The organism is Pseudomonas purpurea (assembly GCF_039908635.1).
Classification (GTDB): Bacteria; Pseudomonadota; Gammaproteobacteria; order Pseudomonadales; family Pseudomonadaceae; genus Aquipseudomonas; species Aquipseudomonas purpurea.
Genome location: NZ_CP150918.1, coordinates 5369082 through 5384115, shown reverse-complemented (window position 1 = coordinate 5384115; position 15034 = coordinate 5369082). Strand labels below are relative to the sequence as shown.

At 61.3% G+C, this 15034-nt stretch carries 9 protein-coding genes and 1 pseudogene; 1 reads left to right on the top strand and 9 read right to left on the bottom strand.

Features of this window, described 5'->3' with window-relative positions; genetic code table 11:
* Window positions 1-73: 73 nt before the first annotated feature.
* From AABM54_RS24230 to betI, 9 genes and pseudogenes are all read right to left on the bottom strand, one after another.
* Window positions 74-1253, bottom strand: a pseudogene (locus AABM54_RS24230) (NAD(P)/FAD-dependent oxidoreductase).
* Window positions 1254-1394: 141 nt separating this feature from the next.
* Window positions 1395-2732: an ATP-dependent RNA helicase DbpA gene (dbpA, locus tag AABM54_RS24225; protein ID WP_347906290.1), complete on the bottom strand. Its 1338-nt coding sequence runs from the start codon at window positions 2730-2732 to the stop codon at window positions 1395-1397.
* A gap of 176 nt (window positions 2733-2908) precedes the next feature.
* Window positions 2909-4336, bottom strand: coding sequence for a multidrug transporter subunit MdtD (gene mdtD / locus AABM54_RS24220; RefSeq protein WP_347902434.1), 1428 nt, complete (start codon window positions 4334-4336; stop codon window positions 2909-2911).
* A gap of 209 nt (window positions 4337-4545) precedes the next feature.
* Window positions 4546-5883: a TldD/PmbA family protein gene (locus AABM54_RS24215; protein WP_347902433.1), complete on the bottom strand. Its 1338-nt coding sequence runs from the start codon at window positions 5881-5883 to the stop codon at window positions 4546-4548.
* The gene (locus tag AABM54_RS24210) at window positions 5883-7325 is read right to left on the bottom strand and encodes a TldD/PmbA family protein (protein ID WP_347902432.1); all 1443 of its coding nucleotides are present in this window, start codon (window positions 7323-7325) and stop codon (window positions 5883-5885) included. Before AABM54_RS24210 ends, AABM54_RS24215 begins: the two co-directional genes overlap by 1 nt.
* A 143-nt stretch (window positions 7326-7468) precedes the next feature.
* Window positions 7469-8164: an RraA family protein gene (locus AABM54_RS24205; protein WP_347902431.1), complete on the bottom strand. Its 696-nt coding sequence runs from the start codon at window positions 8162-8164 to the stop codon at window positions 7469-7471.
* A 275-nt stretch (window positions 8165-8439) separates the two neighbouring features.
* Entirely contained in the window at window positions 8440-10143 is a 1704-nt protein-coding gene (gene betA / locus AABM54_RS24200; RefSeq protein WP_347902430.1) for a choline dehydrogenase, read from the bottom strand.
* A 210-nt stretch (window positions 10144-10353) separates the two neighbouring features.
* A complete protein-coding gene (gene betB, locus AABM54_RS24195; protein WP_347902429.1) occupies window positions 10354-11826 on the bottom strand; it encodes a betaine-aldehyde dehydrogenase in 1473 nt (490 codons plus the stop codon).
* Between the two features lie 106 nt (window positions 11827-11932).
* Window positions 11933-12526: a transcriptional regulator BetI gene (betI, locus tag AABM54_RS24190; protein WP_347902428.1), complete on the bottom strand. Its 594-nt coding sequence runs from the start codon at window positions 12524-12526 to the stop codon at window positions 11933-11935.
* A gap of 480 nt (window positions 12527-13006) precedes the next feature.
* Between betI and AABM54_RS24185 the strand changes: the two genes are divergently transcribed.
* Window positions 13007-14947, top strand: a complete 1941-nt coding sequence (locus AABM54_RS24185; protein ID WP_347906289.1) for a BCCT family transporter — start codon at window positions 13007-13009, stop codon at window positions 14945-14947.
* The last annotated feature ends 87 nt before the right edge of the window (window positions 14948-15034 follow it).

Here is a 15034-nt window from a genome sequence, read left to right as displayed (position 1 = left end):
GCCTGCTTCGCAGGCCAGCGGGAGCAAGCTCTCTCGCCACAAAGGCCTGCTTCCACATGTGATTTACATCGCGTTAGACGTACTGCGCCGCCGCATAACCCGAAGCCCAGGCCCATTGGAAGTTGAAACCGCCCAGGTGGCCGGTGACGTCCAGCACTTCGCCGACAAAGTACAAACCAGGGCTTTTCAGGGATTCCATGGTCTTGGACGAGACTTCATGGGTGTCGACGCCACCCAGCGTCACTTCGGCGGTGCGGTAGCCTTCGGTGCCGGCCGGCACGACTTTCCAACTCGCGAGTTTTTCGGCGATGTCCGCGAGTTCGGCGTGGGTGTACTGCTTCATCGGTTTGGAGACGAACCAGTTGTCGGCCAACAGGTTGGCCATCTTCTTGGTGAAGATCTCGCCGAGCAGGGTTTTCAGTTCGCTGTTCGGGCGTTCGGCTTGCTGCTGTTGCAGCCAGCCCGGTACGTCGTGGTCGGGCAGCAGGTTGATTTCAACCGTGTCACCGGATTGCCAGAACGAGGAAATCTGCAGAATCGCCGGGCCGCTAAGGCCGCGGTGAGTGAACAGGATGTTCTCGCGAAAACTCTGGTCGTTGCAGCTCACCAGGCAATCCACCGACGTGCCGGACAGCTCGCCACACAGTTCTTTGAGCTGATCGGTGATGGTGAACGGCACCAGGGCCGGCGCGGGTCGGCAACAAGGTGTGGCCGAATTGCCTGGCCACCTGATAACCGAAACCGGTAGCGCCCAGGGTCGGGATCGACAAACCGCCCGTGGCGATCACCAGGGATTCGCAGGTCAGTTGGCCCAACGTGGTTTCCAGCAGGTAGCCGCTTTCGAGTTTTTCGATGGTCTGGATCGAGGTATCCAGGTGCAGGCTGACGCCGACCTGATCGCACTCGTTGAGCAGCATTTCGAGGATGTCGCTGGATTTGTTATCGCAGAACAGCTGGCCGAGTTTCTTCTCGTGGTACGGCACGCCGTGTTTGGCGACCATCCCGATGAAATCCCACTGGGTATAACGCGCCAGCGCGGATTTGCAGAAATGCGCGTTTTGCGAGAGAAAATTGCCAGGTTCGGTGTACATGTTGGTGAAGTTGCAGCGTCCACCACCAGACATGAGGATTTTCTTGCCAGCTTTGTTCGCGTGGTCGAGCAACATCACCTTGCGCCCGCGCCCGGCGGCGGTCAGCGCACACATCAAACCTGCGGCGCCAGCGCCAATGATCACGACTTCGGTAGAGCGCAAAACGGTGTCCTCACAATGTGTCACCACAAAACTAATGTGGGAGCGAGCTTGCTCGCGATGGGGCCAGCACATTCAACATAGTTGTTGTCTGTCAGTCCGCTATCGCGAGCAAGCTCGCTCCCACAGGGAAGTGCGCTGTTCTTATAAGATGCGAACGCGCAGCGAGCGGCCTTTGATTTTACCGTCGCTCAAGCGTTGCACAGCCTGTTTGGCGATGGTGCGGTCGACAGCCACATAAGCCTGGAAGTCGAAAATCGCGATCTTGCCGACCTGGGCGCCCGGAATACCGGCATCGCCGGTCAGTGCGCCAAGGATGTCGCCCGGGCGAACCTTGTCTTTACGGCCAGCGCCGATGCACAGGGTGCTCATGGCCGGCAGCAGCGGACCGCCGCCCTGGGACGTCAGGTTGTTGATTTGATCCCAGCTCAGTGGCGACTTCTGCAGTTGTTCGATGGCTTGGGCGCGGTGGGCTTCGGACGGGGCAACCAGGCTGATGGCGATGCCTTTCTCACCGGCGCGACCGGTACGGCCTACACGGTGAATGTGAATTTCCGAGTCGCGGGCCAGTTCAACGTTGATCACCATGTCCAGTGCGTCGATGTCCAGACCACGGGCGGCGACGTCGGTGGCCACCAGTACCGAGGTGCTGCGGTTGGCGAACATTGCCAGGACCTGGTCGCGGTCACGCTGTTCCAGGTCACCGTGCAGACCAACGGCCGAGATGCCTTTGGCGGTCAGGTGATCGACGGTTTCCTGGACCTGCTGCTTGGTGAAGCAGAAGGCTACGCAGGAGGCCGGGCGGAAGTGGCCGAGCACCTTGGTCACCGCGCTCATGCGTTCTTCAGGGGAAATCTCGTAGAAACGCTGCTCGATCTGCGTGTCGTCGTGGAACGCCTCGGCCTTCACTTGCTGCGGGTTGCGCATGAACTTCGAGGCCAGTTGCTTGATGCCCACCGGGTAGGTGGCGGAGAACAGCAGGGTCTGGCGACGCTCCGGGCACTGAGCGATGATTTCTTCGATGGAGTCGTAGAAACCCATGTCGAGCATGCGGTCGGCTTCGTCGAGGATCAGCGTGTTCAGGCCGTGGAGTACCAGCGAGCCCTTGCGCAGGTGCTGCTGAATGCGCCCCGGGGTGCCGACGATGATGTGCGCGCCGTGTTCCAGCGAACCGATCTGCGGGCCGAAGGACACGCCGCCGCACAGGGTCAGGACCTTGATGTTGTCTTCGGCGCGGGCCAGGCGACGGATTTCCTTGGCCACCTGGTCGGCCAGCTCACGGGTCGGGCAGATGACCAGCGCCTGGCAACCGAAGAAGCGCGGATTGATCGGGTTCAACAGGCCGATACCGAAGGCGGCGGTCTTGCCGCTGCCGGTCTTGGCCTGGGCGATCAGGTCCATCCCCTTGAGGATCACCGGCAAGCTTTGCGCCTGAATCGGCGTCATCTGGGCATAACCGAGGGAGTCGAGGTTAGCCAGCATGGCGGCGGACAGCGGCAAAGTATTAAAAGCGGTGGCGATGGTGGTCACGGGACTGGCCTGCAAAACAAAATGTCGCGCAGTGTACCAGTCCGCTGGCCATTCGCCCGCAGTTTCCAGACGAGAAGTCGCCGAGCGACGACCAGGCAAGGCGAGCGGAGGCACTTATCGTCTGGAAACTAAGGCTCGATGTGTTGTTCCGGACGTCTGCCCCGCCGTCCGTCTTTTGGCGAGAGTTGCAAAAAGATTGCCGCCGCCAGCATGGCCATGATGCCGACCGTCAAAAAGGTCAGTTGGAAGGCTCCGAGAACGCTACTCACGCCATTACTTGCGATCTCTGCGGTAAAGCCGCCGAGCAGGGCGCCGGCGCAGGCAACGCCCAGGCTTAGTGACAATTGCGCAACCACCGACAACAGGCTGTTGCCGCTGCTGGCGCTGGCGTCGTCGAGGTCGATGAGCGTGACGGTGTTCATCGCAGTGAACTGCAAGGAGTTGATCGCTCCCAGCACGGCGAGTTGCGCCAACAGTAGCCAGTAGGGCGTCTGTTCGCTGACCAGCCCCATGCTCGCCAGCATGATGCCCAGCGCCAGCGTGTTACCGGTCAGGATTATGCGATATCCCAGGCGTTCGATCAGCGGCCGCGCGACGGACTTGGCGAGCATGGCCGCCAGCGCCAGCGGCAACATGCTCATCCCGGCCTGGGACGGTGAGTACCCCAGCGCCACTTGCAGCAACAGCGGCACCAGAAACGGCAGGGCGCCGCTGCCCAGGCGGGCGAACAGGTTACCCAGAATGCCGACGGCAAAGGTCCGGGTCTTGAACAGCGCCGGCGGGAACAACGGATTTTCGGTGTGCACGGCCCGCAGCCAGTACGCCGCCAGGCACGCCATGCCGCCGAACAGCAGCAACATCACGCGCAAGTGCGGCAGGTGCAATTCGCCCAGGCCTTCCATGGCAATGGTGATCAGCACCATCGCCGCGCCGAACATCAAAAACCCCGGCCCATCGAAACGGGTGCGCTCGGTGCCGCGCAGGTCCGGGATGAATTTCCACACGGCGTAGCAACCGATCAGGCCAACCGGCAAGTTGATCAGGAAGATCCAGTGCCAGGTCAGGTATTGCACCATCCAGCCGCCCGTAGTCGGGCCGAGCAAGGGGCCGAGCAGGCCGGGAATGGTGATGAAGCCCATGGTGCGCACCAGTTCCGAGCGCGGGTAGGCGCGCAATACCACCAACCGCCCGACCGGCAGCATCAGCGCGCCGCCCAGGCCCTGAATGACCCGGGCGCCGATCAGCATGCTCAAGGTGCTCGATAGCGCGCAGAGCAGTGAGCCGATACTGAACAGCAGGATCGCGCCGAAGAAGATTTTCCTGGTGCCAAAACGGTCGGCGATCCAGCCCGATGCTGGAATCAGCAAGGCCACGGTGAGCATGTAGGCAATGATGACGCCCTGCATGCGCAACGGGTTTTCCGCCAGGTCCCGGGCCATGGCGGGCAGGGCGGTATTGAGGATGGTCCCGTCGAGGGACTGCATGAAGAACGCAATGGCCACCACCCACGGCAACCAGCGGGTAGTGGTGGCGTCGAGAGCGGGACGATTGGGCATGGGACCTCTGAGGTTTGGAGTTAACGCAAGGTCATGGCTGGCACTGCCCTCTGTGGCGAGGGAGCTTGCTCCCGCTCGGCTGCGTAGCAGTCGTAAATCCGGTCAATGCGGTCTGTCTGGTGAAGCGCGTTTGGGGTTTTGGGGCCGCTTCGCGGCCCAACGGGGGCAAGCCCCCTCGCCACATGTTCCCATTACACAGGGTTTTGTATTTACAAGGTCAGCGTGAGTTTTTTGACCAGCGCCCCCGGCAACAACGCAGAAGATGTATTGCGTTGGCTGTAGGTGCTGGCCGACAGCATCAACTCTCGTTCACTCGTCAACGCTTCCAGCTGTGAACCCAGCAAACTGTAGGCGCTGTCATCAAAGCGCATGGTGCTGACCGGCGCTTGGATCTCGCCGTTCTCGACCCAGAACGTCGCAAACCGCGTCATGCCGGTCAGGCGCGCAGCCGGTTGGTCCGAGTAGTTCAGGTACCACAGGTTGCTGATGTACAGGCCGGTGCCCAGTTGCTTGAGAATCTGCGCATCAGGCAACGTGCCGGCCGCCATGTTCAACGCACTCGGCGACTCATCGCCACCCGCGCCGTTGGCCGTCAGGCCGTATTCGGCCGCACTGCGCGAATTCACCAACTGCTCGCCTGCCTTGCCTTCGACGATCAGTTTCAGGTCGCTGCGTGGGTAACCTTCGCCGGAAAACGCCGGGCTCAGGGAACCGCTGACTTTTTCGTCCAGCGAGACAAGAGGGCTGAACACGTTGTCGCCCGCGTAGAGTTTTTGCAGCGGGCTGTTTTTGCTGGCAATCGACTGCGCCGAAAAACCGCCCCAGCAGAGCATGTCGACGATTTCTTCCAGCGCCGCCGGGGCCAGGTAAGCGCGGTACTGACCCGGTGCCAAGGTGCGCAGCGGCCGCCCCAAAAACGCCAGTTGCTCGCGCGCTTGCTGGAAGCGCCTGGCGAAACCTTCGCTGTTCCAGTCGTGCCCGGCGTAGCTGGCTTTCACCGCTTGGCCGTTGGCGTGGAACAGGCTGAAATCGAAGTTGAAACTGTTGGCCTGATGCCAGCCGAACGCACCGCAGGAGCTGGCAAAACCACGGCTGATCGGACCCGCCGCGTAGAAGCCGACCAAATCCAGGCCATCGGCGGCACGGGCAATCTCGGCGACCACTTGCTCGGTGTCCGGCAGCGGATGGTCCTGCACGTTCTTGCTCTGCCAGTCGTCATGGTTTACCAGCAAATAGGGATCCTGTGGCAGCAACGGCAGGGTCTCGCGCAGTTGTTGCAGGCCTTCGGCCAAGCGTTGTTGGTCAACCTCGGGGTCGCCGGCCAGGGTGATGTTCAGGTCGGCATGCCGACCGTCATCGATCAGTTTGAAGCCCATGCTGGCCTGTTGAACCTGACCCGCCTGACGAACCTTGGCATGGTTGAAACGCACGAACGCCGATGATTCGGCGGCGTAGCTCAAGGTGAACTGCTCAGGTTCGCGCATGGCCTCACGCAGCCACGCCACCAGTCCTTTGAATTGCTCGACCTGACTCAAGACCGTACCCATCAGGCGTCTCCTCCGAATACGTCAATGTTGCTGAATACGCAGGCTGGCGAGGCGTGGCCGACGCGAATGACCTGGTTCGGTTCGCCCTTGCCGCAGTTTGGTGTACCCAGGACCTTGAAGGTGCTGATGTCGCCAACCGCGCTGAGGTTGCGCCAGAAGTGTGAGGACACCCCGCGATAGTTGGGGTTTTTCACCACGCCCTTGAGTTCGCCATTTTCGATCAACTGGCCCCATTCGCAACCGAACTGGAATTTGTTGCGTGCATCGTCAATCGACCATGAGCGGTTGGTCGACATCAGCACGCCGTGTTCGATGTTGCCGATCAGGCGTTCGAGCGGTTGATCGCCGGGCTCGATGTTGAGGTTGGCCATGCGGTCGATGGGCGGACGGTTCCAGCCACAGGCGCGGCTGTTGGCGACGCCGTCGAGGCCGGCGCGAAATTGCGAGAGAGCGCCACCCAGAGGACGCTGAAGCACGCCTTCGCGGATCAGGAATTGCTTGCTTGCGGCGGTGCCGTCGTCGTCATGGCCGTAGCTGGCGAGTTCTTCCGGGATGCCCGGGTCGAAGGTCACGTTGAGCAGGCTGGAGCCGTATTGCAGGCTGCCGAAGTCGCCGGTTTTGACGAAACTGGTGCCGGCGTAGTTACGCTCGTCACCGAGGATGCGGTCCAGTTCCAGCGGATGGCCGATGGACTCGTGGATTTGCAGCATCATCTGGTCGGGCATCAACAGCAGGTCGCGTTTGCCTGCCGGGGTGTTCGGTGCCAGCAGCAATTGCAGCGCCTGATCGGCGACATTCGGCGCGGCGCCGATCAGGCCGCAGCGGCTGATCACATCGCCACTGCCTTGCTGGCCGAAGTTCTCGCGGCCCAGGCTACGGGTCTGGCTGTCGTTGCCGTCGTAGGCGGTGACGTCCAGCCCCGGATAAACGAAGCGTTGCGCCTGGCGCAGTTCGGCACCGGCACTGTTGAGGTAGATCTGCTCGACGTGAGTGATGCCGATGCTGACTTCCCAGTTCACCAGCCGCTCATCCTTGGGCACAGCGGCCGATTCGGCGCCGAGCATCTGGTAGCAGTCGCTCAGGGACGGAAAGGGTTGTTCCAGGTTCGGCGAAAAGTAGTCGGCGCGGTCGCTGGACACCGGTTGCTGGCGCAGGTCGAGCAGGGCGTGGGCGGCGATCGAACGGGCCTGTTGTTCGGCACGGTCGAGGGCGGCTTGCAGGCCGGATGGCGACAGGTCGTTGGTCGCGGCGTAGGCTTCGACGCCGTTGACCCGGGCGGTCAGCATCGCGCCTTCGTCACGGCTTAGGCTTGGCGGTTCTGCGACGTTCTTGCGCACCGACAGGTATTGGCCGGATTCGCGCACATAACGCAGCGAAAAGAATTCAGCGCCCGTGCGCAACGCAGCGAAACGCTGCTTGAGCTGGGGGTGGAAATCGAACATTGGAGAACCTCCTTGTGAGTGGCGGCGACCTCAAGGGCCTCATCGCGAGCAAGCTCGCTCCCACATGGGGTTCAGGTTGATCACACAATCTGCAATCCAATCTGAAACCTGTGGGAGCGAGCTTGCTCGCGATGCTTTTGGCTTTAGACCGGGCAACCCTTGGCGCGCAAGATCGCGTCGAAACGATCCGGGTCCAGGGTGCCAGCCTCGATAGCCGCAAGCGTAGCCTTTTCTCGTGCCAGCAGGTCGTGGCAACGCACCAACAGTTCCGGCAGTTCGCTGCGCGAGGCAGCCACCACGCCGTCACCGTCGCCGATCATCAAATCACCCGGTGCCACCAACATGCCGGCGCAGGAAATCGGCACGTTGATTTCGCCACCGCCGTCGGTGCTCGGGCCACGGTGTACGCCGCCGATGGCGTAGGCCGGCAGCTCACCGGTTTGCCATTCATCGAGGTCGCGCAGGGCGCCGTTGATCACCACGCCGACGATCCCGGCCTTGAGCGCCATGGCGCGCATGATGCCGCCGAACACGGCGCGGGTCAGGTCGGCGCTGCCGTCGATCACCAGCACATCGCCGGGGCGGGCCATCTGCATGGCTTTGAGGATCATCAGGTTGTCGCCGGGGCGCACGCGCACGGTCAGCGCGCTGCCGAGCATTGGCGCATTGCCGTGGAAGGCTTTCAGGCCCAGGCCGCCGACGTTGCGTCCCAGGCAGTCGCTGACGGCGGCGGCGGGGATCTCGCTGAATTCTTTCAGCCATTTCGGATCGAGGGGTTCAACGTTGGGATTGATCAGGTAGCCGGTGGGCCATTTGCTCGAAGACACGACATCAAACATGAGAAAGCCTCGTGGCCAGCCAGGTGGCGGCTTGTCGATTGGGGCGGGGAGGTGAAACGTTTGCGCGGTGACTAGAGTAGGCCTGCGCGGGGGGTAGGATCAAGGGTGAAGCGGTGTGGGAGGGTGCAAGGCGGGTAGAGGTGTGTCGTTTGGTAGTAAGCCATCGCGGGCAAGCTCGCTCCCACATGGGTATCAGGCTGATCACAAAATCTGCAATCGACCTGAAACCTGTGGGAGCGAGCTTGCTCGCGATGGTCGCGCGGCGGTGTAACGGCTTACTGCGCGGTACGGCTCACTTCACGCAGTGGCTTGCCACGCACCGGGGCTTCGCCCGCGACGTAGTATTTGGCCTGGCTGCGTGGCAGTGGCTGACGGCCGCGGATCTTGTCGGCGATTTTCTCGGCGATCATGATCGTTGGGGCGTTCAGGTTGCCGGTGGTGATCAGCGGCATGATCGAGGCATCAATCACACGCAGGTTCTGCATCCCGTGGACGCGACCCTGGCCATCGACCACGGCCATCTCGTCGGTGCCCATCTTGCACGAGCAGGACGGGTGGAACGCGGTTTCGGCGTGCTCACGGATGAACGTGTCCAGTTGCTCGTCGGTTTGCACCTCGATGCCCGGGCTCAGCTCACGACCACGGAACGCGTCGAGTGCCGGCTGCTGCATGATTTCACGGGTCAGGCGGATGCCGTCACGGAACTCCTGCCAGTCTTGCTCGGTGGCCATGTAGTTGAACAGGATGCTCGGGTACTGGCGCGGATCCTTGGATTTAACCTGGATCCGGCCACGGCTTGGCGAGCGCATGGAGCCCATGTGCGCCTGGAAACCGTGCTCTTTCACACCGTTGCTGCCGTTGTAGTTAATCGCGACCGGCAGGAAGTGGTACTGAATGTTCGGCCATTCGAAATCCGGACGCGTGCGGATGAAACCGCCGGCTTCGAACTGGTTGCTGGCGCCGATGCCGGTACCGTTGAACAGCCACTCGGCGCCAATGGCCGGCTGGTTGTACCAAAGCAGCGAGGGGTACAGCGAAACCGGCTGGGTGCATGCGTATTGCAGGTACAGCTCCAGGTGGTCTTGCAGGTTCTCGCCTACGCCCGGCAGGTCGTGAACCACGGGGATGTCCAGGCTCTCGAGCAGCTTGGCCGGACCCACGCCGGAACGTTGCAGGATTTGTGGCGAAGCAATCGCGCCGCTGCACAGCAACACTTCTTTGCGCGCACGGGCTTCGACGCGCTCTTCAGCGCTGCCCACCAGGTAACGCACGCCAACGGCACGCTTGCCGTCGAACAGAATCTTGTCGGTCAGGGCGTGAGTGACGATGTTCAGGGTCGAACGCTTTTTGGCGGTGTCCAGGTAACCGCGAGCGGTGCTGGAGCGACGGCCTTTAGGCGTTACGGTACGGTCCATCGGGCCGAAACCTTCCTGCTGGTAGCCGTTCAGGTCTTCGGTACGCGGGTAACCGGCCTGTACGCCTGCTTCAACCATCGCGTGGAACAGCGGGTTGTTGCCGGCTTTAGGCGTGGTCACGCTGACCGGGCCTTCGCCACCATGGTAGTCGTTCGGGCCGATGTCACGGGTTTCCGCTTTGCGGAAATACGGCAGGCAATCGAGGTAGGTCCAGTCTTCCAGCCCCGGGTTTTTTGCCCAGCCGTCGTAGTCCATCGCGTTACCGCGGATGTAGCACATGCCGTTGATCAGCGAAGAGCCGCCCAGGCCCTTGCCGCGACCGCATTCCATGCGGCGACCGTTCATGTGTGGTTCTGGATCGGTCTCGTAGGCCCAGTTGTAGCGACGGCCTTGCAGCGGGAACGCCAGTGCCGCAGGCATTTGCGTGCGGAAGTCGAAGCGGTAGTCCGGGCCGCCGGCTTCGAGCAGCAGGACGGTGACGCCTTCGTCTTCAGTCAGACGGGTCGCCAGGGTGTTACCGGCAGAGCCGGCACCGATGATGATGTAATCGTATTCTTGGGACATTGAATGCACCCTCTTTGAAGTTGGTCAGGTCACCGAGTTGCCACCTTCTGTGGCGAGGGAGCTTGCTCCCGCTCGGCTGCGCAGCAGTCGCAAAATCAGCGACCGTGCTCTTTCTGCATGAACGCGGTGTCTGAAGTTGGGGCCGCTTCGCAGCCCAGCGGGAGCAAGCTCCCTCGCCACAACGGCCCGCAACTTCAGAGTTGCGTCAGATCAGAAAACCGAGGCGTAATCACCCAGCTCGACCTGTACCGATTTGATGCGAGTGAAGTTGTTCAGCGAGCTGATGCCGTTTTCACGACCCACGCCCGACTGCTTGTAGCCGCCAACCGGCATCTTGGCGTCGGACTCGCCCCAGGCGTTGATCCAGCAGATACCGGCTTCCAGCTGATGAATCACGCGGTGAGCGCGGTTCAGATCCTTGGTGACGACGCCAGCGGCCAGGCCGAAGTCGGTGTCGTTGGCACGACGGATCACTTCTTCTTCGGTTTCATAGGTCAGGATGCTCATCACCGGGCCGAAGATTTCTTCGCGCACGATGGTCATCTCGTCGGTGCAGTCGGTGAACACGGTCGGTGCCACGAATGCGCCTTTGGCGAATTCGCCTTCGGTCAGACGGCTGCCGCCGCACAGAACGCGAGCGCCTTCTTCTTTACCCTTGGCGATGTAACCCAGCACGCTCTCCATGTGAGCGAAGCTGACCAGCGGGCCGAAGTTGGTGTTTTCGTCTTCCGGGTTGCCAACGCGGATGCGCGCAACGCGTTCAACGATCTTGGCTTCGAAAGCGGCTTTCAGGTGGCTCGGGACGAACACGCGAGTGCCGTTGGTGCAGACCTGGCCGGAGCTGTAGAAGTTGGCCATCATGGCGGTGTCGGCGGCGCGATCCAGGTCGGCGTCGTCGAAAATGATCAGCGGGGACTTGCCGCCCAGTTCCATGGTCACGTCTTTCAGGGACGAGGCAGAAGCGCTGGCCATGACCTTTTTGCCGGTGTCGGTGCCGCCGGTGAAGGAGATTTTTTCGATGCGCGGGTGCTCGGTCAACCAGGTGCCGACTTCACGGCCGCTGCCGGTCAGCACGTTGAACACGCCTGCTGGCAAGCCGGCTTCGGTGTAGATTTCAGCCAGTTTCAGGGTTGTCAGGGAGGTGACTTCGCTCGGCTTGAAGATCATCGCGTTACCGGCCGCCAGGGCTGGAGCGGATTTCCACAGGGCGATCTGGATGGGGTAGTTCCACGCGCCGATACCGGCCACGACGCCCAGTGGCTCGCGACGGGTGTAGACGAACGAAGTGGTGCGCAGCGGAATCTGCTCGCCTTCGATGGCCGGAACCAGGCCCGCGTAATATTCCAGCACGTCAGCGCCGGTCACGATGTCGACGTAACGGGTTTCAGAGTACGCCTTGCCGGTGTCCAGGGTTTCCAGAGCGGCCAGTTCATCGTTGCGCTCGCGCAGGATATCCACGGCACGACGCAGGATGCGCGAACGCTCCATGGCGGTCATTGCGGCCCAGATTTTCTGGCCCTTTTCGGCGCTGACCACAGCGCGCTCAACGTCTTCTTTTGTCGCACGTTGCACTTTGGCGAGAACTTCACCGTTAGCCGGGTTGATGGCTTCGAAGGTGGCATCGCTGCCCGCGTCGGTGTAGCCGCCGTCAATGTAGAGTTTTTGCAGTTCGAAACGGGCCATAAAGTCCTCGCAAGTGCATAAGTAGTGGGCGTTGACCACCGGGCGTGCCGTAAAACCTGGGCAACGCTGATCAGTGGCCGTTCAGGGGCCGAGCGTTATAGGTGCTCTAGCGTTCCTGCTTAGCCAGTTGGAAATCCATGTATTCGTAAGCGATCCGTTGCGCCTGCTCGGTGTCGAAAGCGTCTCCCGACAGCGCGCCGCGCAACCACAAACCGTCGATCAGGGCTGCCAGGCCACGTGCTGCACTGCGTGCTTGATCAAGCGGCAGCACTCGGCGGAACTCGCAGCACAGGTTGGAATACAGGCGGTGATCGTTGATCCGCTGCAACCTGTGTAAAGACGGTTGGTGCATGCTGGTGGCCCAGAAGGCCAGCCAGGTTTTCATTGCCGGGCCATTGACCTGGCTGGCGTCGAAGTTGCCTTCGATAATCACCTGAAGATGAGCCCGCGGGCTGTTATCTCCCAGCGCCTGGCGGCGCGCGGTGACGTTCTCGCTGAGGACGTTCATCAGGTACCGCATCGTGGCGGCGATCAGGCCGTTCTTGTCCTGAAAATAATGACTGATGATGCCATTCGAGACACCGGCCAAACGGGCGATCAGCGCAATGCTGGCGTCCCCCATACCGACCTGATCGACCGCCTGCAACGTGGCTTCGATCAATTGCTGGCGGCGGATGGGTTGCATACCGACCTTGGGCATCTTGCACATCTCCTTAGGCCTTCCGGAGGTCGACAAGCGGCTTCCGGATTGAGGGCCAGTCTATTTTGTTTTGATTGAACGTTCAATCAACAAAGAATAAGATCTGCGACAAATCGTCGCTGCTTACAGATTTTTCCTACGTGTAACTGGCGAAAGACGACATCTGAAAATACTCGAAACCCACGCGGGGCATGGCGCGGATCGACGTAACGGACCTGTTGAATGGGCAAGACGCTTGAAGCCCTGTGTCGCGGTACACCCGCGCGCAAGGCTTACGACGCCGGTTTTCAACGCAATCCCTGTGGTTTCGGGCTTTTTTCGGGGTGTCTTTATATCACCCGCTGGTCGGCTGCCAACTAACCGATTGGTCGGGTACTGCTTTGCCTTGTGTCCTTCTCTCGCACTGCCTGGAGCATCTGTGCAATGAGTTCTGCCTCTCTTATAAAGACCCCACCCGAGAAGGTGACGGTCAACGGTTGGGTGTTCTACACCTCGACCGCACTGATCCTGCTGTTGACCGTCATTCTCATCACCGCGCCGCAAGAAGCCGGGAGAATTCTGGGGATAGCTCAAGCCTGGTTGTCGCGCAGCTTCGGCTGGTACTACATGGTGGTGATTGCCGCTTACCTGGTGTTTGTTGTTGGCCTGGCGTTTTCGTCCTACGGCAAACTCAAACTGGGCAGCAAGGACGACACCCCGGACTTCAGTTATGGCGCCTGGGCCGGGATGCTGTTCTCGTCCGGTATCGGCATCTCGCTGCTGTACTTCGGTGCTTCCGAGCCGCTTGACCACTTCTTCAACCCGCCGGAAGGCGTGGCCGGCACCAACCTGGCGGCACGTCAGGCTGTGCAGCTGACTTTCCTGCACTGGGGCCTGCATGGCTGGGCGATCTACGCATTGGTCGGCCTGGCCGTGGCGTACTTTGCCTACCGTCATAACCAGCCGCTGGCACTGCGTTCTGCGCTGTATCCGCTGGTGGGCGAGCGCTGGGTCAAGGGCGCGGCCGGTCATGCGGTCGACGGCTTTGGCATGTTCGTGACCCTGCTGGGGCTGGTGACCAACCTGGGCATCGGTGCGTTGCAGGTACGCTCGGGGCTGGAAAACCTGTTCGGCATGGATCACACCGACACTAACCTGTTGATCGTGATCATCGTGATGAGCACCGTGGCGACCATCGCTGCCGTGTCGGGTGTGGAAAACGGCATCCGCCGTCTGTCCAACCTGAACATCGTGCTGTTCAGCGGTCTGCTGATTTTCGTGCTGCTGTTCGGCCCGACCCTGCACCTGCTCAACGGTTTCGTGCAGAACATCGGCGACTACCTGAACGGCGTGGTGCTGAAAACCTTCGACCTTTATGTGTACGTGGGCGACAACGAAAAATCCGAGCGCTGGTTGGGCCTGTGGACCCTGTTCTACTGGGCCTGGTGGATTTCCTGGGCCCCATTCGTCGGCATGTTCATTGCGCGTATTTCCCGCGGTCGTACCGTGCGTGAACTGGTGGCCGGCGTGCTGCTGATTCCGCTGGGCTTCACCCTGGCCTGGCTGTCGATCTTCGGTAACTCGGCCCTGGACCTGGTGATGAACCAGGGAGCGGTGGAACTCGGGAAGACGGCGCTCGAGCAGCCGTCCATGGCGATCTACCAACTGCTCGAGCATTACCCCGCGTCGAAAATCGTGATCGGCGTGTCGATCTTTGTCGGTTTCGTGCTGTTCCTGACCCCGGCCGACTCCGGCGCGGTGATGATGGCCAACCTGTCCTGCAAGGGCGGTAACGTCGACGAAGATGCGCCGCACTGGTTGCGGATCTTCTGGTCGGTGGTGATCACCCTGGTGACCATCGGTCTGTTGCTCGCCGGTAACTTCGAAGCCATGCAAACCATGGTGGTGCTGGCCGGTCTGCCGTTCTCGGTGGTACTGGTGTTCTTCATGTTCGGCTTGCACAAGGCCATGCGCCAGGACGTGCAGATCGAGCAGGAGCAAGCCGAACTGGCGGCCCGTGGTCGTCGTGGCTTCAGCGAGCGGCTGTCGGCGCAGGACCTGCAACCGACTCAGTCGATTGTTCAGCGCTTCATGGACAAACACGTCAGCCCGGCACTGGAAGATGCGGCCGCACAACTGCGCACTCAAGGCCTGGACGTTCAGACGTTGCTGGGTAAAGCCAAGCGGTGCATGGGCGTGCGGATCGAGATGGAAGAGGGCAACCCTTTTGTCTACGAAGTGAGCCTGGACGGCTACCTGGCCGCGCCAAGCGAATCGCCGAATGCCGATGAAGAGCGCAGCCGCTACTACCGTGCCGAGGTGTATCTGCACAACGGCAGTCAGGAATATGACCTGATGGGCTTCACTCAAGAGCAGATCACGCGTGATGTGATCGATCAGTTTGAAAGCCATCGGCAGCTCCTTGGCCGGGTTTATAGCTAAGGCTTGAGGTGATGCGGTGCATCAGCTGCACCGCAGCACCATTGTGGCGAGGGAGCTTGCTCCCGCTGGGCTGCGAAGCGGCCCCAA

What these genes read in the sequence shown, in the direction of transcription:
- dbpA (WP_347906290.1), bottom strand. Translation starts at nt 2,732, where the DNA reads ATGCTGGCTAACCTCGACTCCCTCGGTTATGCCCAGATGACGCCGATT.
- mdtD (WP_347902434.1), bottom strand. Translation starts at nt 4,336, where the DNA reads ATGCCCAATCGTCCCGCTCTCGACGCCACCACTACCCGCTGGTTGCCG.
- AABM54_RS24215 (WP_347902433.1), bottom strand. Translation starts at nt 5,883, where the DNA reads ATGGGTACGGTCTTGAGTCAGGTCGAGCAATTCAAAGGACTGGTGGCG.
- AABM54_RS24210 (WP_347902432.1), bottom strand. Translation starts at nt 7,325, where the DNA reads ATGTTCGATTTCCACCCCCAGCTCAAGCAGCGTTTCGCTGCGTTGCGC.
- AABM54_RS24205 (WP_347902431.1), bottom strand. Translation starts at nt 8,164, where the DNA reads ATGTTTGATGTCGTGTCTTCGAGCAAATGGCCCACCGGCTACCTGATC.
- betA (WP_347902430.1), bottom strand. Translation starts at nt 10,143, where the DNA reads ATGTCCCAAGAATACGATTACATCATCATCGGTGCCGGCTCTGCCGGT.
- betB (WP_347902429.1), bottom strand. Translation starts at nt 11,826, where the DNA reads ATGGCCCGTTTCGAACTGCAAAAACTCTACATTGACGGCGGCTACACC.
- betI (WP_347902428.1), bottom strand. Translation starts at nt 12,526, where the DNA reads ATGCCCAAGGTCGGTATGCAACCCATCCGCCGCCAGCAATTGATCGAA.